Raw genomic sequence first — 19,725 nt, 5'->3', positions numbered from 1 at the left:
GTTGGTCATTCGGTTACAGGCATGAAACGGGCTTTGCCGGCGCTGAAGGTGATCAGCGTGGCGATCAGCGCCAGCACGGCGAGTACGGCGGCGGCCAGGGGGACGCGGGTCAGGCCGAGGCCCTGGTCGATGACCAGTCCGCCGACCCAGGCGCCCAGCGCGTTGCCGACGTTGAAGGCGCCGATGTTCAGGGTGGAAACCAGGTTCGGTGCGCCCTGGCCGAAGGCGACCACGTTGACCTGCAACGCCGGCACGGCGGCGAAGGAGGCGGCGGCCCAGAGGAACAGGGTGATTTCGGTCGGCACCAGGGCCTGGCTGGTCCAGCTCAGCGCGGTGGACACCAGCGCCATCGCGGCGAACACTCCGAGCATCGTGGTGCGCAGGCGCCAGTCGGCCAGGCGCCCGCCGATCACGTTACCGACGGTGAGACCCAGGCCGATCAGCAGCAGCGTCCAGGTCACCCCGCGCGGCGACACGCCGGTGACTTCGCCGAGCAGCGGCGCGACGTAGGTGAACAGGGCGAACATCGAGGCGGCGAACAGCACCGTGGTGCTCAGCGCCAGCCACACACCGGCGCCGCTGAGGGCGCGCAGCTCGGCGCGCAGGTCGGTCTTTTCCTCGTCGTGTCTGTTCGGCAGCACTTTCCACAGGCCGATCAGGGCCACAACGCCGATCAGCGTCACCGCCCAGAAGGTCGAACGCCAGCCGGCGGACTGGCCGAGCGCGGTGCCCAGCGGCACGCCGAGCACGTTGGCCAGTGTCAGACCGGTGAACATCAGCGCCACCGCGGAGGCGCGGCGGTTGGCCGGCACCAGGCTGGCGGCGACCACCGAACCGATGCCGAAGAAGGCGCCGTGGCAGAGCGCGGTGACCACCCGGGCGAGCATCAGCAGGTCGTAGTTGGCGGCCAGCGCACAGAACAGATTACCGGCGATGAAGAAGCTCATCAGCACCAGCAGGGCGCCCTTGCGCGGCAGGCGCGCCGTGGCCATGGCCATGAAGGGCGCGCCGATGGCGACACCCAGGGCGTAGCCGGTGACCAGCCAGCCGGCACCGGGGATGGAGACGCGCAGGTCGGCAGCCACCTCGGGCAGCAGGCCCATGATGACGAATTCGGTGGTGCCGATGGCAAACGCGGACAAAGCGAGTACGAGAAGCGAAGTAGGCATGCGCCGGCTCCTGATGTAATTCAGTGGTGGCAGTGGCCAAAGGGCCAGGGCAGGACCAGGTCCTGCTAGCAGCTGTTCAAAGCTCGTCGCTCAACTGCTGGAGGAATTCGCGAATCACCGCATCGTTGCGGCTGAAGAAACTCCACTGGCCGATCTTCTTGCTGCTGATCAGGCCGGCGCGCTGCAAGGTCGCCAGGTGCGCGGAAATCGTCGATTGCGACAGCCCGGCGCGCGCGTCGATCTTGCCGGCACAGACGCCCATCTCGAACGGATGGTCCTGCTCGGTGAAATGCGCGTGCGGGTCCTTCAGCCAGTGCAGGATTTCCCGGCGTACCGGGTGAGCCAGCGCTTTGATGATGTCGTCGAGGTCGAGGGGCATGGAGGTTCTCCGGTGTTCCGGTAAAACGGTATATCGCGATGGAGCGAACTATATATCGGTATTTCGCGATATGCAAATATGTCGTTCCCGGACATGACAGCCGGCGGCGCGCACCGCACACTGATTCGATGAACTACCTCGCACATCTTCACCTGGGCGGCGAGCAGCCGGCGCAGCTTCTCGGCAGTCTCTACGGCGACTTCGTCAAAGGGCCGCTGGAAGGGCGCTTCCCCGAACCCGTCGAAGCGGCGATCCGCCTGCATCGGCGCATCGACGCCTACACCGACAGTCATCCGCTGGTACGCCAGGCCAAGCAGCGCTTCCCGCTGCAACACCGGCGCATCGCCGGCGTGCTGCTCGACCTGTTCTTCGACCACTGCCTGGCGCGTGACTGGCCGGATTACGCCGAGCAGCCTCTGGATGCCTTCACCGCGCACGTCTATCGGGTGCTCGCCGGGGAGCCGGCGCTGCCCGAGCGCCTGGCTTATGTGGCCCCGCGCATGGCCGCGCAGGACTGGCTCGGCAGCTACCGCGAGTTCGCCGTGCTCGGCCAGGTGATCCAGGGCATGAGCCGGCGCCTGTCGCGTCCCGAGTTGCTGGCCGGCACGCTGCCGCTGCTGAGCGACCTGTACGAACCGTTGAGCGACGATTTCCGGCAGTTCTACCCCGAACTGCTCGGCTTCGTGCGGCAAACCTCCGCCTGAATCCTACCCGCCGCAGCGCGACTTTCTTCGCTGACCTGTATCAACGGCCCCGCGCGGGCACTCGGGTCGAATAAGCCGCTCGACCCAGGCAGGCACAGAGGAAACACATGGACAGATTGGTGGTGGCAACGGACCTATCCAGCCGCTCGGACCGTGCGCTGCTGCGCGCCGCGCAGCTGGCTGGCCGCTTCGGCTGCGAATGGACGATTCTGCATGTGGTCGACGACGATGTTCCGTCGGTGCTGGTCGAACGGGTGGTCAGCCAGGTCAACGACCTGCTGCTGGCCAAGGCGGAGAAACTGGCCGACGTCGCCGGCCAGTGGCCGCGCGTAATGGTTGCCAGTGGCAATGTCGAGGAGACCATCATCGAGGTCGCCCGCGGGTTGTCCGCCGAGGTGTTGCTGGTGGGCACGCACCGTCGCCTGGCACTGCGGCAGCTGTTCCTCGGCAGTACCAGCGAACGGGTGATTCGCAGCAGCCCGATCCCGGTACTGCGGGTCGGCAGCGCGAATGCGCCCTACGAACGGCTGCTGCTGGCACTCGACCTGTCGCCGCGCTCGGCGGACGTGCTGCGCACGACGCGCGCGCTGGGGCTGCTGGAGGCGCTGCATCCGATGGTGCTGCATGCCTTCGTGCCGGGCGAGGGCGCCGAGGCGCAGGCGCGCCTGGCGTTGCGCCAGTTCTTCCGCGGCCAGCATGTCGAGTTCGACGACTACCAGCTGCTGGTGGCCGGGGAGGAACCGCTGGCGATCGTCGGCCGCCTGCCGCTGGAGGTTCAGCCGCAGTTGCTGGCGATCGGCACGCCCGGGCGGGAAACCTCGGACAACCACATGCACGGCAGCGTCGCGGTGGAGCTTCTGCGCGGGCTCGACTGTGACATCCTCTGCGTGCCGCCGCGCAGCTGAGCGCCCATGAATGAAAAAGCCCCTGGCCGAGTGATCGTCCAGGGGCTTTTTGCTGGCGCCGGCTCAGGCGGCCCGGGCGGCCTCGGGTTCCCCGTAGAGCGCGCGTTCGATGCAGGCGCGCGCCTGGTCGGCCAGTTGCGAGCGGCTGCGGCCCAGGCTGGCGATGGGTTCGAGGAACTGGATGCGCACCTCGGCGATCTCGCCGGCGAACAGGCGACGCAGGTGCCTCACCAGCTCGTCGTCGCCGACGAAGGGCGCCAGCGGATCGCGCTCGCCGTCGCGCAGGTAGCTGATCGCCAGCGGTTGCAGCGGCCGTTGGGCCTCGATGGCGGCGCCGAGCATGCGCCCGTGGAAGTGCCGCACGCTGGCGCCGTCGCTGCTGGTGCCCTCGGGGAAGACCAGCACCGGCAAGCCCCGCCGCAGCCGGTGTGCCATCGACTGGCTCAGCGCGCCGCTGTCGCCGGCTCCACGACGAATGAACAGGGTGCCGGCCTGCTGCGCCAGCCAGCCGGCGAGCGGCCAGTGGCGCACGTCGGACTTGGACAGGAAGGACAGCGGTGCCAACCCGCCGATCAGCGGGATGTCGGCCCAGGAAACGTGGTTGCTGACCCACAGCATCGGCTGGCGCGGCGGCGCGCCCTCGATGCGCAGGCGAAACGGAAGCGCGCGCCCCAGGTGGGCAAGGAACCGCCGTGTCAGACGCTGGCGCAGCGGCAGCAACTCGCGTCGGGTAAGGGCGCAGAGCAGGGCCACCAGTCCGCCGAGCGCCGCGCCGAGGGCCAGCACGGCGAACAGCCGGGCGAAGCGCAGGGCGACCCGCATCAGACGGCCGCCTTGAAGTGACGGGCGTAGCGCGGGCACAGCTCGTCGCGCTTGAGCAGGACGAAAACGTCGGCGCTCTGGAAGTCCGGGTCCCAGCAGGGTTCACCGCAGACCTTGGCACCCAGGCGCATGTAGGCCTTGAGCAGCGGCGGCATCTCGACGATCAGGTTGTCCGGCAGCTCCAGCCGCGGCAGCGGGTTGGTCGGCTCGGCGCGCAGGTGTTCGGTGCTCAGATGGCGTTCGCGCAAGCGCTGCATCACCGCCTGGGCCTGGATGCCGCCGTCGCGCAGGGAGATGCTCGCGCAGCCCATCAGGTAGCGGTAGTCACCTTCGTTCAGCACTTCGGCCAACTCGCTCCAGAGCACGGCGATGGTGCCGCCGTTGCGGTAGCGCGGATCGACACAGGTGCGGCCGATTTCCAGCAGCGGACCTTGCAGGCCGTCCAGGCCGTGCAGCTTGAATTCCTTCTCGCTGTAGAAGCGCCCCAGGCGGGCGGCGGCACGGTGGTCGAGCAGCCGGGTGGTGGCGACCAGCTCGCCGCTTTGCAGGTCGCGCACGCCGATGTGGCTGCAGTGCCGGTCGAACTCGTCGCTGTCCAGGCCGGCGTCGGCGCCGTCCAGTTGCGCGTCGAAATCGGCGCTGAATACGCGAAAGCGCAGCGACTGCGCCTCCTGCAGCGCTCGCCGGCCGACCAGGCGTTCGGCTTGCAGGCGACGGACGTGGCGGGTTTCGCGGTCAAGGGCGAGTTGCGTCATGGCAAGCCTCCGGGGGCAGCGGGTTGCGGCCGGTCGGTAATGTTGGGCAAGCTCAGGCTAGGTACCCGTGGTGTCGACCGGATGACCGTTCGGTGACACTTGCATGACGCCCACCGAGGACATCGCTATGCCCTGGCAGCCCCTGCTTGGTTCGCTCGATCGGCTGCCCGCCGACCTGGCCCTGGACGACTGGTACGACGCCTTGCTGCAGCGGGCGGGCGAAGGCTCGCCGATGGAGCTGGCGATGCTCGCCGGACGCCTGGCGGCGACGCCCGGGCTGGCGTTTCTCGGTGGCTACCAGGCTGCGCTTCGCGTGCTCTGGCCATCGGCGCCGGCCAGCCTCGGCGCGCTGTGCGTGACCGAGCAGCGCAGCACCCGGCCGGCGGACATGCGGACGCGCCTGGACGGTTTGCTGCTGGACGGGCGCAAGGATTTCGTCACTGCCGCCGACGCCGCCGACTGGCTGCTGGTCGCCGCGCGCGACGAAGCGCTGGGCGCGTCCCCGCGACTGGCACTGTGCGTGGTGCGCAACGGCGCACCTGGCGTGCGCGTTGAAAAACTGCCGGCGCTGCCGCTGATGCCCGACATCGCCCATGGCCGGCTGCACCTGCAGGGCGCGCAGTGCCAACGCCTGGCCGGCGATGGCTGGGACGACTACACGAAGCCGTTCCGCACCCTCGAGGACATCCATGTGCTGAGTGCGGTGCTGGCCTGGGTCTACGGCGTCGGCATGGAATGCGACTGGCCGCAGGCGTTGCGCCTGCGTTTGCTGGCACTGCTCGCCGGTTGCGCCGAAGTCGGACGGTTGTGCGCGCGCGCCTCGGCGACGCACCTCCTGCTCGCCGGGCTTTTCGCGCAGATGGATGCCCTGCGCGGCGAACTCGATGCGGCCTTCGCGGCGGGGCCCTCCCAGTGGTCCGACCTCTGGCAGCGGGACGCGGGGTTGCTCGATCTGGCCGCCAAGGCCCGCACCAGACGCCTGGAAAAGGCCCTGGCGAACGCCTGAGCAGAAGGCTGGCAAAGCGCCACCTTAGGACCCTTAGGGCGCGGCCTTAGGGGGCTCGTAGGGGTTTACCCAATTTCGGCGATTGACCGGCGTCAATAAAATTCACCCCAAGCGTACCGACACAACGAAGTGCATCGCAGCTGATGGGCAGCGCCTCGTGAACCTACCTCTCTCCAGGTACGCCAAGGAGAATGAAGATGCTGTCCAAGAAAATCATCGCCGGCGCCGCCCTCGTAATCGCCTCCCTCTCTGCCGGTTCCGCCCTCGCCGCAGGCTCCCTGCAAGGCCAGATGAACGTGCAGATCACCGTCGGTAGCGGTTGCACCGTCACCAACGGCACCAACGACGGTTCCAACAACGCTTTCGGCAACCTGACCTTCGGCAGCTACGCCGACCTCGCCAACATCGTCAACGGTCGCTCGGTCGGCTCGGGCGGCGGCAGCTCCTTCGGCGTCAAGTGCAGCCAGGGCACCGCCTACAGCGTCGCCCTCGACTCCGGCCAGAACGCCAGCGGCAACCAGCGCCGTATGCAGCACAACGGCGAGTTCGTGAACTACGACCTTTACCAGGACACCAGCCGCAGCCAGGCCTGGGGCAACGGCAGCAACGGCGGCACCACGCTGGCCGGCGTCGGCACCGGCAACAACAGCGAGCTGGTCGTCTACGGTCGCGTTCCGGCGCAGACCACCCCGTCGCCGGGCACCTACCTGGACACCGTACAAGTCACGGTCGCCTGGTAATTCCACGTCTGCCTGCGGAGCACTCGACCTTGGCCTGGCACTTCTTGCTGCGCGCCGCGCTCTTCGCGGTGCTGCTCGGCGGCTCCTACGCGAGCCACGCCGCCAGCAAGACCGCTACCCTCGGCGTTCAGGCCACCCTGCTGCCGGCCTGCACGGCAGGAAGCAGCGTCTCGGGAACGGTCTCCTTCGGTACCCTCAATTTCGGCACCTACCTGACCCTGGACTCGGCGGTCAGCATGGTCGGCCAGGCCGGTTCCGGCGCATTGCGCGTCAATTGCCTGAACAACACGCCGTACCGCGTGCTGATCAGCGCCGGCGGTTCCGGCTCGGTGGCCAATCGCAGGATGACCGGCCCCGGTGCTAAGACCCTTGGCTACAACCTCTACACCGACGCCGCCTTCACCACCGTGTGGAACGACAGCACCGGCGTCAGCCGCACCGGCAACGGCCAGGACCAGTGGTTGCCGGTGTACGGGCGCGTCCCGGCGCAGGCCGTGCCGCTGGCCGGCGTATACACCGACACCCTGACCGTGACGATCAGCTGGTGAAAAGGCGGCCTGGATTTCGCGCGCGCCTGTGCCTGGCGTGCCTGCCGGCGGTCCTGGCGGGAATGCCGGGCGCGGCATCGGCCGATACCGGCAGCAACGAGCTGACCCTGACCGCCAGCTTTCAGCTCAGCGCCTCGGTGCAGGCCGGCTGCGTGCTCGGTGGCGGCAGCACCGACGCCACCAGTTTCGGCAGCATCGACTTCGGCCAGCTGGCCAGCCTGAGCGCCGACGTCAAGGTGGCGAGCACCGTCAGTGGTGGCTCGATCCAGCTGCAATGCACGCCCGGCACCGCGCTGACCATCTCGCTGAACAGCGGCGCGAATGCGGCTCGGGTGCGCGCTACATGGCTAAAGGCAGTGAGCGACTACGCTATCAGTTATATCAGGACGCCTCGTACGCCACGGTGTGGGGCGACCAGAACAGCGGGACGCCGTTGAGCATGACCTTTCCCGCCGGCGGCACGCTGTCCCTGCCGGTGTACGCACGTCTGTTCGCCAGCAGCCCGTTACCTTCGGCCGGTCTCTATTCCGACGTCGTGACCGTGACTGTCACCTACTGAGAACGAACCTTCCCACGCCTGATGCCCGTTCCTCCCGCCATTTCCGTATCTTCCGCCGGCTGCTCGGCGTGCTGGGTTTCGCCGGTCTGCTGGGCAGCGCGCAGGCCGCCACCTCGGTGCTGATCTGGCCGATCAACCCGGTCATCGAGGGCGAGGGCAGCGGTGTCGCGCTGTGGCTGGAAAACCGTGGCGACGCGCCGGTGAAGCTGCAGACGCGCGTGCTCGAGTGGAAGCAGCAGGGTTTCGCCGACCAGCTCGGGGCGCAGCAGGGCGTCGTCGCGAGTCCGCCGATCATCAGCGTCGAGCCGGGCAAGCGTCAGTTGATCCGGCTCATTCGCCGGCAGCCCGCGTTGCCGGGCGCCGAGCAGGCCTACCGCGTGCTGGTGGACGAGCTGATCCCGGAAGGCGGCTCCCAGGGCGACAAGGCCGGCGTGCAGTTCCAGATGCGCTACTCGGTGCCCTTGTTCGTCTACGGCACCGGCCTGGCCGCGCCGAAGGATGGCGCCGCCATCGCCGATGACCAGGCGGCCGCCGTGGCCCTGAGCTATCGGCTAGAGAACGAGGGTGGCCGTCGCTGGCTGCGCCTGCACAACGCCGGCAGCGTCCATGCGCGCTTGTCCGAGGTCCGCCTGACCCAGGGCGGCAAGGTCGTGCCGGTTGCCGAGGGCCTGCTCGGCTACGTGCTGCCCGGCGCCGACATGCGCTGGCTGATGCCGGAGGGCGTGCAGCCCGGCGCGTTCACCCTCGAGGCGCGGGTGAACGAGCGCGCCGATCCGCAAACCATCGGTGCTCAGTAGCAGGTAGGGCCAGCGTGCGGGGGCGGATATGGAGTGCGTTGCGGGCGTGTCGTCGATCGTTGCTGCTGTGCCTGTGCATCGCCGGCACGGCCGTGTCGGCCGACGAGGAGCCGATGCAGCTGTTCCTGGAGTTGGTGCTCAACGAGCTGCCGACCGGGCAGATCATCGACGTTCAGGCAGTCGGGGAGCGCTACCTCGTGGCGCGGCGTGACCTGATCGCCGCCGGCCTCAAGCTCGACGCCGAGGGCCCCGACCCCGTCGCGCTGGACAGCCTCGCCGGCGTGCGCAGCACCTACGAGCAGGAAATGCAGCAGCTCAGGCTGAACGTGCCGGTCGAATGGCTGCCGCGCCAGCAGATCGGCGTGAGCAACGGTGGCGAGCGGATCGAGGCCGTCACCTCGCTGGGCGCGCTGTTCAACTACGACGTCTATTACAGCAACACCGACGGCGGCAATGCGCTGGCCAGCGCCTTCACCGAGCAGCGCGTGTTCGGCGAAAAGGGCGTGTTCTCCAACAGTGGCGTCTATCGGCGCAGCCTCGGCGGGGTTCGCGATCTCGATGGCTACTACCGCTACGACAGCTACTGGCGCTTCAACGATCAGCAGCGCCTGCTCAGCTATGCCGCGGGCGACGTGGTGAGCGGCGCGCTGACCTGGAACAGCGCGGTGCGCCTGGGTGGCGTGCAGCTGTCGCGCAACTTCACCCTGCGTCCGGACCTGATCACCTATCCGATGCCGCGCTTCTCCGGCGACGCTTCGGTGCCGAGCACCGTCGACCTGTTCATCGACAACACCCGGGTCAGCAGCGAGACCCTCAAGCCGGGGCCGTTCACCTTCAACAGCGCGCCGGTGATCAGCGGCGCCGGCCAGGCCACCGTGGTGACCACCGACGCGCTGGGTCGCCAGGTGGCGACCACGGTGCCGTTCTACGTCACCAACACCCTGCTGCAGAAGGGCCTGACCGACTACTCGTTGTCCCTCGGCCGGCTGCGGCAGAACTACGGGCTGGAGAACTTCTCCTACGGGCGCTATGCCGGCAGTGGCACCTTCCGCTACGGCCTCAACGACCGGATCACCCTGGAAAGCCACGCCGAAGCCGCCAGCGGCTTCCAGCTGACCGGCATCGGCAGCACCTTCTCGGTCGGCACCTTCGGCAGCGTCACTTCCTCGGTCAGCCAGAGCCGCTACAGCGACAGCGGCCAGCAGTACAGCCTCGGCTACAGCTACTTCTCGCGCCTGTTCGGCGTCTCGGCGCAGCGCGTCGAGCGCACCCGCGGCTTCGCCGACCTCAGCGTGGTCGAGGCGCTGGACAACTTCCTGCTCAAGCGCAGCGACCAGGTGACCCTGACCTTCAGCCCGCCGGGGCTCGGCTCGGTCGGCCTCGGCTACTTCGCCAACCTGGCGCAGGACGGCAACAGCACCCGGCTGATCAACCTGTCCTGGTCGCGCACCCTGTGGAAGAACATCAGCTTCTACGTGTCGCTCAATCGCGTGCTGGACGAGGACGGCTACGCCGCCCAGGCGCAGGTGGTGGTGCCCTTCGACATGCTGTCGACCCTGAGTGCCAGCACCGACCGCAGCCGCAACGGGCGTTACACGCAGCGGGTCAACTACAGCCGCAACGCACCCAGCGAGGGCGGCGTGGGGATGAACCTCGGCTATGGCAGCGGCGACAGCGAATACGCCCAGGCCGACTTCACCTGGCGCAACCGGAGCGTGCAGTTGCAGGGCGGCGCCTACAGCGATGCCGGCGAGGTGACCCACTGGGGCGATGCCAGCGGCTCGCTGGTGGCGATGGACGGTGGCCTGTTCGCCACCAACCGGGTCGACGACGCCTTCGTACTGGTCAGCACCGATGGCTATCCGGGCGTGCCGGTGACCTTCGAGCACCAGTTGATCGGCGAGACCGATCGCAACGGCCATCTGCTGGTGCCCTGGGTGCCGGCGTACTACCGCGGCCAGTACGAGGTGGATCTGCTCAACCTGCCGAGCAACGTGGTCGCCGGCGAAACCCAGCAATTCATCGCGGTGGGCGAGGGCAGCGGCGCGTTGCTCGCCTTCTCGCTGCGCCAGCAGTTTTCCGCCAGCGTCGTGCTGGTCGACGAGAGCGGCGCATTCCTGCCCCAGGGCGCGCTGGCCACGCTGGTCGGCGGCACCGGGAGAAGCCAGGTGGGCTGGGACGGCGTGGCCTACTTCGAGAACCTCGCCGCGCACAACGAGCTGGAGGTACGGACTCCCGATGCTGGCCAGTGCCGCGCCCGCTTCGACATCGACCCGCAGATCGCCGAAATGGCGCAGATCGGCCCCCTGACCTGTCATCGAACCACCGGAGCGCCATGAACAGAGTTTCCCCACCGTGCCGCTGGCTGCCGCTGCTTCTGCTGATCGGCCTGACGCTGCAGCAGGCCATGGCCTGCAACACCACGACCTCGGACATCAACCTGGGAACCACCAGTTCGCTGAGCCTGCCGACAACCACTTCGCAGGCGGCGGGGGCGGGCGGGCTGACCTGCAGCGGATCGCTGCAGTTGCTGACCGGTGCCTACCTGCGCGTCACCCTGCTCAGCAACACGCTGGTGCTGACCGGCGACCAGGGCGGCAGCGTGCCATTCACCCTGTATTCCGACAGCGGCTACACCCAGCCCATGCTGAGCGGGCAGACCACCACCTTCGGCGCCGCCAACCTGCTGGCCATCGGCGGCTCGGGCATCAGCGTGCCGCTCTACGCACGTACCCAGCTCGGCGCCAACGTGCCGGCCGGCACCTACACCGGAACCGTCTCGGTGCGCTGGTACTGGGCGATCTGCCCCTCCGGCGTGCTCAACCTGTGCACCTGGGACACCAGTCCCGGAGTGGTCCAGCCGACCGGCACGGCCTGCGTGCTCAACTGCACGCCGACCAACTGGGGAACCGGCGCCCTGGCCCAGATCAGCGTCAAGCTGATCGTCACCAAGGCCTGCCAGCTCAGCACGCTGGCGGCGGTGGACTTCGGCGCCCAGGCGCTGGTGTCGCAGTTCGCCCAGCGCACCCAGACCGTGGTGGTCCGCTGCACCAACACCGAAGGCTTCACCCTCGGCTTCGGTAACGGCCAGAACTACCAGGCGCCGTGGCGACAACTGGCCAGCGGCGCGAACCGCCTGCGCTACAACATCTACCGGCCGGACGGCGTCACCGTGGTGAATACCGCGGCGCCCTTTCCCGCGGTGGGGACGGGCAGCAGCCAGAGCTTCGAGTTCAAGGCGATCATCGACCCGACCCAGGCCAACGTGCCGGTGGGAACCTACATCGATAACGTGGTGTTGACGGTCAGTTACTGACGTCGTGGCGGGGCTACCAGTAGAGGGTGACGATGGTCGGCGCCTTGTCGGCCGAGAGGGTGAGGGTGGATCTGGGCTGCAGATCGAAGGCGCTGCGATTGCTGCCCGCCTGTTGCAGCACGCGAAAGCCGCTGGCGCCCGCGCAGTCGCGGTTCTCCACCCGGTAACCGTCCTTCGTCGCCTGGGTGCCGACCTCGCAGCCGGCTTGCAGGGTGATGCCGATGTTCAGCGCGCCCGCCACCATGCCGCTTGCCGATGCGACGGTGCTGAAGCTGGCGAATGCCAGCAGGAGGCCCAGGTTGCGACGTGTCATCGGTAACTTCATCCGACTCAGGGGTAGTGGTGCGACTCCCCTTCCGTGGGACGCGTGGTTCCGAGCGGGCGTAATGCCCCAGCGCATGGGCGCAGACTACAGCGCGTGATGGCTACCTGCTATCAATTTTGCGCGCAAGATTACCTCGGGCTTACGAACGGTGATTCAGAGCTTGTCGCACGCGCCCGGCTCGACGCGAGGCGTTTTCGTCGGCTGAGCCCCGGCGTCGAAAGCCCCGTGGCACGCGGCTTGACACAAGTCAGTGGGGCAAAGCGTCACGCCGGTTAAGGTCGCGGCGCACTCTACGACGAGGTTTCCATGCGACGCGAACCCATCGTGCTGTTCGACAACGGCACCCACCAATGCATGATGTTCGACGATCTCGTCACGGGAGACGGCGTCCAGTCCAACCAGTTCCTGATCACCGATCACGAACAGTACCTGCTGCTCGATCCGGGCGGCGATCTGACCTACACGCCGCTGTCGCTGGAACTCTCCAAGCGCATCGATCTGCAGGAACTCACCTACATCTTCGCCTCGCACCAGGACCCGGACATCATCGCCTCGCTGGACAAGTGGCTGCTGCACACCCGCGCCAAGGTGATCTGCTCCAAGCTCTGGGCGCGCTTCCTGCCGCACCTGACGGCCAACTACCTGGCCATCAGCCACGGCATTTCCACCTACGACCGGATCATCGCGCTGCCCGACGCCGGCCAGGCGATCCCGCTGGGGCGCAGCCTGCTGAAGGCGGTGCCGGCGCATTTCCTGCACTCGGTGGGCAACTTCCAGATCTACGATCCGGTGAGCAAGATCCTCTTCTCCGGCGACATGGGCGCCTCGATGGTCGACGACGCCAGCCCGGTGCGGGACTTCGCCGCCCACGTGCCGCACATGGAAGGTTTCCATCGCCGCTACATGGCCAGCAACAAGGCCTGCAAGCTCTGGGCGCAGATGGTGCGCGGCATTCCGGACCTGGAAATGATCGTTCCGCAGCACGGCCAGCCCTTCGTCGGCAAGGCGATGGTCGGCGCGTTCCTCGACTGGATCGAGAAGCTCGAATGCGGCATCGACCTCATGGGTCCGAACGACTACCGCATTCCGAAGTAGGCGCCGCACCTCGCGTCATTCCCCTCCGTTGATCCTCGCGATTTCCCGTTGCCATGCAAAGGCAGCGGGGAACTCCGCGGCGCATTGCCCTGCCTATACCTGCGTTCGGCGGCAGGCCGCTGCGCCCGCGCCGGGCGTTCCGTCGTCTGTCGGCGCCGTTTTCCGGCGTCAGCCCATGGCGGCCGAGATCAACGAATCACGATGGTCGCGTCACCTGGGCAGGCGGTGTGGCGGCCGCCTCGCGGAGGTTCCATGCGCTGTCTGACGCTCTTGCTCGCGTTCTTCCTCAGCCCGTTGGCGATGGCCGACTGGCAACTGCAGACCGACTACTCGCGGATCAGCTTCGTCTCGGTGAAGCGCGGCCACAGCGCCGAGGTGCAGCGTTTCACCGGTCTCACCGGCGTGGTCGATGCGCAGGGCGGTGTGCGCATCATGGTGCCGTTCAGCGGCCTCGACAGTGGTCTGGCGCTGCGTGACGAACGCATGCGCAATGACCTGTTCCAGATTGCCCAGTTCAGTGACGCGCAGGTCAGCAGCCAGGTCGATCTTTCGACCTGGGAAGCCCTCGCGGTCGGCGCCTCGAAGATCGACACCATCGAATTCAAGCTCAGCCTGCATGGCCAGGAACGCCGGCTGAAGGCTGAGGTTCTGGTCAGCCGCATCGGCGAGCACAACATCCAGGTCAGCACGCTGGAGCCGGTCCTGCTCAAAGCCGTAGACTTCGATCTGGTCGAGGGGCTGCAGCGTCTCAAGGAGATTTCCGCGGTCCCCGATATCACCCCGGAAGTACCGGTGTTCGCGGTGCTCACCTTCCAGTGGCACCCCTGATGCGGCGCACCTCCGGCCGCCGCCTGTAACCGTTGTCCCGCGCACCGAAACAGGAATTTGCATGCGCCCGTCGTTTTCCCGTTCCAACCCGGCCAGTCCCGTCGCGGCAGCGCATCCAGCGTGATGCAGGACGGCGTGGTATTCCCCTGGCGCGGCGGCAACCGTTTCGCCCTGCTGGTCGACGGGCCGGTCTTTTTCCCGCGCATGCTGGAGGTCATCGCCGCGGCGCAAACCCGTGTCGACCTCGAGCTGTATCTGGTCGAGGACGGCGTGTGCGTGCAGCGGCTGATCGAGGCCTTGGTCGGTGCGGCGGCGCGCGGTGTCCGGGTGCGCTGTCTGTTCGACGGCTTCGGCAGTCTGAAACTGGGCAATGCGGCCCGTGCGCAGATCGAGGCGGCCGGCATCGAGCTGCGCCTTTACAACCCGCTGCGCTGGCAGCGCGGCGTGCGCAACCTGTTTCGCGATCACCGCAAGCTGCTGCTGGTGGACGAGCACCTGGCGTTCGTCGGCGGCACCGGCGCCACCGACGAGTTCTGGAACCCGGACATCGCGGAACTGCCCTGGCATGAGGTGATGGTGGAGATCGAAGGCCCGCTGATGCAGGACTGGCGGGCGTTGTTCGCCTACCAGTGGGCGCGCTGCGGCGAGCGCCGCTTCTGGTGGCCGAGCGACCCGCTGCAGCCCGCGCGCATTCCGCCCAGCCCGAGCCTCGGCGATGGGATGGGCCGCGTGGCCTACGCCGCGGCGCGCCAGCATCGGGACATCCTCCGCGCGCTGATCCGCAGCCTCAACCAGTCCAGGGAACGCATCTGGCTGGCGACCCCGTACTTCCTGCCGACCTGGAAAGTCCGTCGCCTGCTGATGAAAGCCGCGCGTCGTGGCGTCGATGTGCGCCTGCTGCTGACCAGTCGCAACACCGACCATCCGCCGATCCGCTTCGCCGGCCAGCGCTACTACGCGCGGCTGCTGCGCGCGGGGGTGCGCATCTTCGAGTACCAGCCGCGTTTCCTGCACATGAAACTGGTGCTGGTGGACGGCTGGGTCAGCGTCGGTTCATGCAATTTCGATCACTGGAACCTGCGCTGGAACCTCGAAGCCAATGTGGAGACCTTCGACCGCACGCTGACCCGCGAGGCCGAGGAGTGCTTCATCGCCGATTTCGCCGATAGCCGCGAGATCACCCTCGAGGACTGGCGGGCGCGACCACTGCTCAAGCGGCTCTACCAGCGGCTCTGGGGCTGGATCGACCGGCTGGTGGTGAATCTTCTCGACCGGCGCCGCTGAACCCGCTTCGATGATCCAAACCGCGCGGATCAGCCGTTCGCCAACTAGGCTGGTAGCGCTGCTGTTCAACCCTCAGGAGAGTGCTCATGGCTGCCAAGAAGATCCTCATGCTGGTCGGCGATTACGTCGAAGATTACGAGACCATGGTGCCGTTCCAGGCGCTGACCATGGTCGGCCACAGCGTCCACGCGGTCTGCCCGGACAAGAAGGCGGGGCAGACCGTGCGCACCGCGATCCACGATTTCGAGGGCGACCAGACCTACAGCGAGAAGCCCGGTCACCTGTTCGCGCTGAACGCTGACTTCGCCGCGGTGCGCGCCGAGGATTACGACGCGCTGGTGATCCCCGGTGGCCGTGCGCCTGAATACCTGCGCCTGAACGCCAAGGTGCTGGAGCTGGTGCGCGCCTTCGACGCCGCGAAGAAGCCGATCGCCGCCGTTTGCCACGGCGCCCAGCTGCTCGCCGCCGCCGGCGTGCTCGAGGGCCGCGCCTGCAGCGCCTATCCGGCCTGCGCGCCTGAAGTGCGCCTGGCGGGTGGCGAGTACATCGACATCCCGGTGGACCAGGCCCACATACAGGGCAACCTGGTCAGCGCCCCGGCCTGGCCCGCCCACCCGGCGTGGCTGGCGAAGTTTCTCGAGGTGCTGGGGACGCGGATCACGCTGTGAAGGGGTAGCGGTAAAGGAAAAGCCCTGGGCGTGGTGCCCGGGGCTTTTTTCGTTTGGCCGGTCGGATGGGCAGCGTGTGGTCGCTTGGGCTTCGTGTGTTCCCTCGGCCCTCACCCCCGGCCCCTCTCCCATGAATGGGAGAGGGGAGCAAAGCACGCTTCAGTAGATTTCCCACGAGCACAAAAAAGCCCCGGTATTAACCGAGGCTTTTGAATTTGGCTCCGCGACCTGGACTCGAACCAGGGACCCAATGATTAACAGTCATTTGCTCTACCGACTGAGCTATCGCGGAACAACGACGCGCATCCTACTGATTACGAAGAAGAAGTCAACTACTGCAAAGCGCCGGGCGATGATTGAGTCGGCCGGCAGCCGGCGCGCGTGCGCGAGCTGCCGGCGACGCTTCAGAGGACCTTGGCGATGGCCTGGGTCACGGCGCCGAGGTTGCCGTGGTTGAGGGCGGCGACGCAGATGCGCCCGGTGCCGACGGCGTAGATGCCGAACTCGCTGCGCAGGCGCTCGACCTGCTCGCTGGTCAACCCGGAGTAGGAGAACATGCCGCGCTGGCGGGCGACGAAGCTGAAGTCGCGCGTGGCGCCCAGGGCACCCAGCTGATCGACGAGTGCCACGCGCATGCCGCGGATACGCTCGCGCATCTCGCCCAGTTCCTCTTCCCACAGGGCGCGCAGCTCGGGGCTGTCGAGCACGGCGGCGACGACGCTGGCGCCGTGGGTCGGCGGGTTGGAGTAGTTGGTACGGATCACCCGCTTGAGCTGCGAGAGCACGCGTGCGGCTTCGTCCTTCGTGCCGGTGACGATGGACAGCGCGCCGACGCGCTCGCCGTACAGCGAGAAGGATTTCGAGAAGGAGCTGGAGACGAAGAACGCCAGGCCGGACTCGGCGAACAGGCGCACGGCTTCGGCGTCCTGGTCGATGCCGTCGCCGAAGCCCTGGTAGGCGATGTCGAGGAAGGGCACGTGCTCGCGCTCGCGCAGCACCTCGAGCACGGCTTTCCAGTCTTCCAGCTGCAGGTCGACGCCGGTCGGGTTGTGGCAGCAGGCGTGCAGCACGACGACCGAACGCGCCGGCAGGGCCTTCAGGTCGGCGAGCAGGCCGGCGCGGTCGACGCCATGGCTGGCGGCATCGTAGTAGCGGTAGTTCTGCACCGGGAAACCGGCGGATTCGAACAGCGCGCGGTGGTTTTCCCAGCTCGGGTCGCTGATCGCCACCACGGCGTCGGGCAGCAGGCGCTTGATGAAGTCGGCGCCGACCTTCAGCGCGCCGGTGCCGCCGAGGGCCTGGGCGGTGACCACGCGGCCTTCGGCGAACAGGGCGGAGTCGGCGCCGAAGAGCATCTTCTGCACGGCCTTGTCGTAGGCGGCGATGCCGTCGATCGGCAGGTAGCCACGCGGCGCGTGGGCGGCGATGCGGGCCTTCTCCGCTTCGGCGACGGCGCGCAGCAGCGGAATTCGTCCCTCTTCGTTGGTGTAGACGCCGACACCGAGGTTGACCTTGGTGCTTCGGGTGTCCGCGTTGAACGCCTCGTTCAGGCCGAGGATCGGGTCGCGCGGTGCCATTTCTACAGCGGAGAACAAACTCATGGTCGGGGAGCTCGAAGGGAAGAGGGCGATAGTCGGTGCGCCCCCTTGCCGTCAGGCGCTGAGGAAGGCGCAAACGGGGCGGTATTATAGCGGCCGAGTCCGCTACCCGCGATATCATCGACGGCCGTTATCGGGGAAATTTCCCGCTACGGGGTGATCGTCGTCACCTTCGCGCGTTTCGCTTCCACCCGCTTCGAGGTCCACATGTCCGAGTTCCAACTGGTTACCCGCTTTCAGCCCGCTGGCGACCAGCCCGAGGCAATCCGACAGATGGTCGAAGGCATCGAGGCCGGTCTGTCGCACCAGACCCTGCTCGGAGTGACCGGCTCCGGCAAGACGTTCAGCATCGCCAACGTGATCGCCCAGGTGAAGCGACCGACCATGGTGCTGGCGCCGAACAAGACCCTGGCCGCGCAGCTGTATGGCGAGTTCAAGGCGTTCTTCCCGAACAACGCGGTGGAATACTTCGTTTCCTACTACGACTACTACCAGCCCGAGGCCTACGTCCCGTCGTCGGACACCTACATCGAGAAGGATTCTTCGATCAACGACCACATCGAGCAGATGCGCCTGTCGGCGACCAAGGCGCTGATCCAGCGTTCCGACGCGATCATCGTCACCACGGTGTCGTGCATCTACGGCCTGGGCAGTCCCGAGACCTACCTGAAGATGGTCCTGCACGTCGACCGCGGCGACAAACTCGACCAGCGCGAGCTGCTGCGCCGGCTCACCGAGCTGCAGTACACGCGCAACGAGATGGACTTCGCCCGCGCCACCTTCCGCGTGCGCGGCGACGTGATCGACGTGTTCCCGGCGGAATCGGACCTCGAGGCGGTGCGCATCGAGCTGTTCGACGACGAGGTGGAGAGCCTGTCGGCCTTCGATCCGCTGACCGGCGAGGTGATCCGCAAGCTGGCGCGCTTCACCTTCTTCCCCAAGACCCACTACGCCACGCCGCGTGACACGCTGCTGGGCGCGGTGGAGAACATCAAGGCCGAGCTCAAGCAGCGCCTGGATTACCTGCGCGAGAACCACAAGCTGGTGGAGGCGCAACGGCTGGAACAGCGCACGCGCTTCGACTTGGAGATGATCCTCGAGCTGGGCTACTGCAACGGCATTGAAAACTACTCGCGCTACCTCTCCGGGCGCGGTCCCGGCGAGGCGCCGCCGACCCTTTTCGACTACCTGCCGGCCGACGCGCTGCTGGTGATCGACGAGTCCCACGTCAGCGTGCCGCAGGTCGGCGCCATGTACAAAGGCGACCGCTCGCGCAAGGAAACCCTGGTCGAATACGGCTTCCGCCTGCCGTCGGCGCTGGACAACCGGCCGCTGCGCTTCGACGAGTGGGAGGCGATCAGCCCGCAGACCATCTTCGTGTCCGCCACGCCCGGGCCTTACGAGGCGGAGCATGCCGGGCGCGTGATCGAGCAGGTGGTGCGGCCGACCGGGCTGGTCGACCCGCAGATCGAGATCCGCAAGGCGACCACCCAGGTCGACGACCTGCTTTCGGAGATCACCAGGAACGTCGCCATCGGCGAGCGCGTGCTGGTCACCACCCTGACCAAGCGGATGGCCGAAGACCTCACCGACTACCTCGCCGACCACGGCGTGCGGGTGCGCTACCTGCACTCGGACATCGACACCGTGGAGCGCGTGGAGATCATCCGCGACCTGCGCATCGGCACCTTCGACGTGCTGGTGGGGATCAACCTGCTGCGCGAGGGTCTGGACATGCCCGAGGTGTCGCTGGTGGCGATCCTCGACGCCGACAAGGAAGGCTTCCTGCGTTCCGAGCGCTCGCTGATCCAGACCATCGGCCGCGCCGCGCGCAACCTCAACGGCCGGGCGATTCTCTACGCCGACAACGTCACCGGCTCGATGCAGCGCGCCATCGACGAGACCGAGCGTCGACGCAACAAGCAGATTGCCTTCAACGAAGCCAACGGCATCGTCCCGCGCGGGGTGACCAAGGACGTTCAGGACATCCTAGAGGGCGCCACGGTGCCGGGATCGCGCAGCAAGAAGCGTCGCGGCGAAGCCAAGGCCGCGGAGGAAAGCGCGCGCTACGAGAACGAGCTGCGCTCACCGAGCGAGATCAACAAGCGCATCCGCACGCTGGAAGAAAAGATGATGCAGCTCGCCCGCGATCTCGAATTCGAAGCCGCCGCGCAGATGCGCGACGAGATCCATAAGCTGCGCGAGCGCCTGCTGCAGGTCTGATCCG

At 67.3% G+C, this 19,725-nt stretch carries 19 protein-coding genes, 1 tRNA gene and 1 pseudogene; 14 read left to right on the top strand and 7 right to left on the bottom strand.

Going from position 1 to position 19,725, the window contains the following annotated elements; genetic code table 11:
• Positions 1 to 5: 5 nt before the first annotated feature.
• Positions 6 to 1,169 carry an MFS transporter gene (locus B2X67_RS11670; RefSeq protein ID WP_273231451.1) on the bottom strand — a complete coding sequence of 388 codons (1,164 nt, stop codon included), beginning with the start codon at positions 1,167 to 1,169 and terminating at the stop codon, positions 6 to 8.
• 76 nt (positions 1,170 to 1,245) lie between these two features.
• Positions 1,246 to 1,548, bottom strand: a complete 303-nt coding sequence (locus B2X67_RS11665) for an ArsR/SmtB family transcription factor (protein WP_273231455.1) — start codon at positions 1,546 to 1,548, stop codon at positions 1,246 to 1,248.
• 128 nt (positions 1,549 to 1,676) lie between these two features.
• Here B2X67_RS11665 and B2X67_RS11660 point away from each other — a divergent pair, with 128 nt between their 5' ends.
• On the top strand, positions 1,677 to 2,252 hold the full coding sequence (locus B2X67_RS11660; protein WP_273231457.1) for an ACP phosphodiesterase: 576 nt from the start codon (positions 1,677 to 1,679) through the stop codon (positions 2,250 to 2,252).
• A gap of 107 nt (positions 2,253 to 2,359) precedes the next feature.
• Positions 2,360 to 3,157, top strand: coding sequence for a universal stress protein (locus B2X67_RS11655; RefSeq protein ID WP_273231460.1), 798 nt, complete (start codon positions 2,360 to 2,362; stop codon positions 3,155 to 3,157).
• 63 nt (positions 3,158 to 3,220) lie between these two features.
• On the opposite strand, the gene B2X67_RS11650 is transcribed toward B2X67_RS11655, so the two are convergent.
• Together B2X67_RS11650 and olsB are read right to left on the bottom strand one after the other, a co-directional pair.
• Positions 3,221 to 3,979, bottom strand: coding sequence for a lysophospholipid acyltransferase family protein (locus tag B2X67_RS11650; protein ID WP_273231463.1), 759 nt, complete (start codon positions 3,977 to 3,979; stop codon positions 3,221 to 3,223).
• Positions 3,979 to 4,734, bottom strand: a complete 756-nt coding sequence (olsB, locus tag B2X67_RS11645; RefSeq protein ID WP_273231466.1) for an L-ornithine N(alpha)-acyltransferase — start codon at positions 4,732 to 4,734, stop codon at positions 3,979 to 3,981. The genes B2X67_RS11650 and olsB overlap by 1 nt, the downstream gene beginning before the upstream one ends.
• Before the next feature lie 127 nt (positions 4,735 to 4,861).
• Here olsB and B2X67_RS11640 point away from each other — a divergent pair, with 127 nt between their 5' ends.
• The 7 genes and pseudogenes from B2X67_RS11640 (at position 4,862) to B2X67_RS11605 (ending at position 11,700) form a co-directional block, all read left to right on the top strand.
• Entirely contained in the window at positions 4,862 to 5,740 is an 879-nt protein-coding gene (locus B2X67_RS11640; protein WP_286785578.1) for an acyl-CoA dehydrogenase family protein, read from the top strand.
• Positions 5,741 to 5,937: 197 nt separating this feature from the next.
• Positions 5,938 to 6,480 (top strand): Csu type fimbrial protein, encoded by a 543-nt coding sequence (locus tag B2X67_RS11635; RefSeq protein ID WP_273231471.1) that lies wholly within the window; start codon positions 5,938 to 5,940, stop codon positions 6,478 to 6,480.
• Between the two features lie 29 nt (positions 6,481 to 6,509).
• Positions 6,510 to 7,028: a Csu type fimbrial protein gene (locus tag B2X67_RS11630; RefSeq protein WP_286785577.1), complete on the top strand. Its 519-nt coding sequence runs from the start codon at positions 6,510 to 6,512 to the stop codon at positions 7,026 to 7,028.
• A gap of 62 nt (positions 7,029 to 7,090) precedes the next feature.
• Positions 7,091 to 7,587 (top strand): annotated as a pseudogene (locus B2X67_RS20880) (spore coat U domain-containing protein).
• Between the two features lie 68 nt (positions 7,588 to 7,655).
• On the top strand, positions 7,656 to 8,384 hold the full coding sequence (locus tag B2X67_RS11615) for a fimbrial biogenesis chaperone (protein ID WP_286785574.1): 729 nt from the start codon (positions 7,656 to 7,658) through the stop codon (positions 8,382 to 8,384).
• Positions 8,385 to 8,497: 113 nt separating this feature from the next.
• Positions 8,498 to 10,723, top strand: coding sequence for a fimbria/pilus outer membrane usher protein (locus B2X67_RS11610; protein ID WP_286785573.1), 2,226 nt, complete (start codon positions 8,498 to 8,500; stop codon positions 10,721 to 10,723).
• A complete protein-coding gene (locus tag B2X67_RS11605; RefSeq protein WP_273231481.1) occupies positions 10,720 to 11,700 on the top strand; it encodes a Csu type fimbrial protein in 981 nt (326 codons plus the stop codon). Before B2X67_RS11610 ends, B2X67_RS11605 begins: the two co-directional genes overlap by 4 nt.
• Before the next feature lie 13 nt (positions 11,701 to 11,713).
• Here B2X67_RS11605 and B2X67_RS11600 read toward each other — a convergent pair whose 3' ends face one another.
• Positions 11,714 to 12,013, bottom strand: coding sequence for a hypothetical protein (locus tag B2X67_RS11600; protein WP_273231483.1), 300 nt, complete (start codon positions 12,011 to 12,013; stop codon positions 11,714 to 11,716).
• Between the two features lie 318 nt (positions 12,014 to 12,331).
• Here B2X67_RS11600 and B2X67_RS11595 point away from each other — a divergent pair, with 318 nt between their 5' ends.
• From B2X67_RS11595 to B2X67_RS11580, 4 genes are all read left to right on the top strand, one after another.
• Positions 12,332 to 13,120 (top strand): MBL fold metallo-hydrolase, encoded by a 789-nt coding sequence (locus B2X67_RS11595; RefSeq protein WP_090227485.1) that lies wholly within the window; start codon positions 12,332 to 12,334, stop codon positions 13,118 to 13,120.
• Between the two features lie 252 nt (positions 13,121 to 13,372).
• Positions 13,373 to 13,948, top strand: a complete 576-nt coding sequence (locus B2X67_RS11590; protein ID WP_273231484.1) for a YceI family protein — start codon at positions 13,373 to 13,375, stop codon at positions 13,946 to 13,948.
• A gap of 123 nt (positions 13,949 to 14,071) precedes the next feature.
• Positions 14,072 to 15,232: a phospholipase D-like domain-containing protein gene (locus tag B2X67_RS11585; protein ID WP_286785598.1), complete on the top strand. Its 1,161-nt coding sequence runs from the start codon at positions 14,072 to 14,074 to the stop codon at positions 15,230 to 15,232.
• 86 nt (positions 15,233 to 15,318) lie between these two features.
• On the top strand, positions 15,319 to 15,900 hold the full coding sequence (locus B2X67_RS11580; protein ID WP_286785572.1) for a DJ-1/PfpI family protein: 582 nt from the start codon (positions 15,319 to 15,321) through the stop codon (positions 15,898 to 15,900).
• Between the two features lie 216 nt (positions 15,901 to 16,116).
• Here the strand turns inward: B2X67_RS11580 and B2X67_RS11575 are convergent.
• Positions 16,117 to 16,192, bottom strand: a tRNA-Asn gene (locus B2X67_RS11575).
• A 112-nt stretch (positions 16,193 to 16,304) separates the two neighbouring features.
• A complete protein-coding gene (locus B2X67_RS11570) occupies positions 16,305 to 17,501 on the bottom strand; it encodes an amino acid aminotransferase (RefSeq protein WP_286785571.1) in 1,197 nt (398 codons plus the stop codon).
• Between the two features lie 204 nt (positions 17,502 to 17,705).
• On the opposite strand from B2X67_RS11570, the gene uvrB reads away from it, so the two are divergent.
• A complete protein-coding gene (gene uvrB, locus B2X67_RS11565; protein WP_273231489.1) occupies positions 17,706 to 19,721 on the top strand; it encodes an excinuclease ABC subunit UvrB in 2,016 nt (671 codons plus the stop codon).
• Positions 19,722 to 19,725: the final 4 nt, after the last annotated feature.

The organism is Pseudomonas sp. UBA3153 (assembly GCF_002364635.1).
GTDB lineage: Bacteria > Pseudomonadota > Gammaproteobacteria > Pseudomonadales > Pseudomonadaceae > Pseudomonas_O > Pseudomonas_O kuykendallii.
This window is presented reverse-complemented; position numbering and strand designations above follow the sequence as displayed.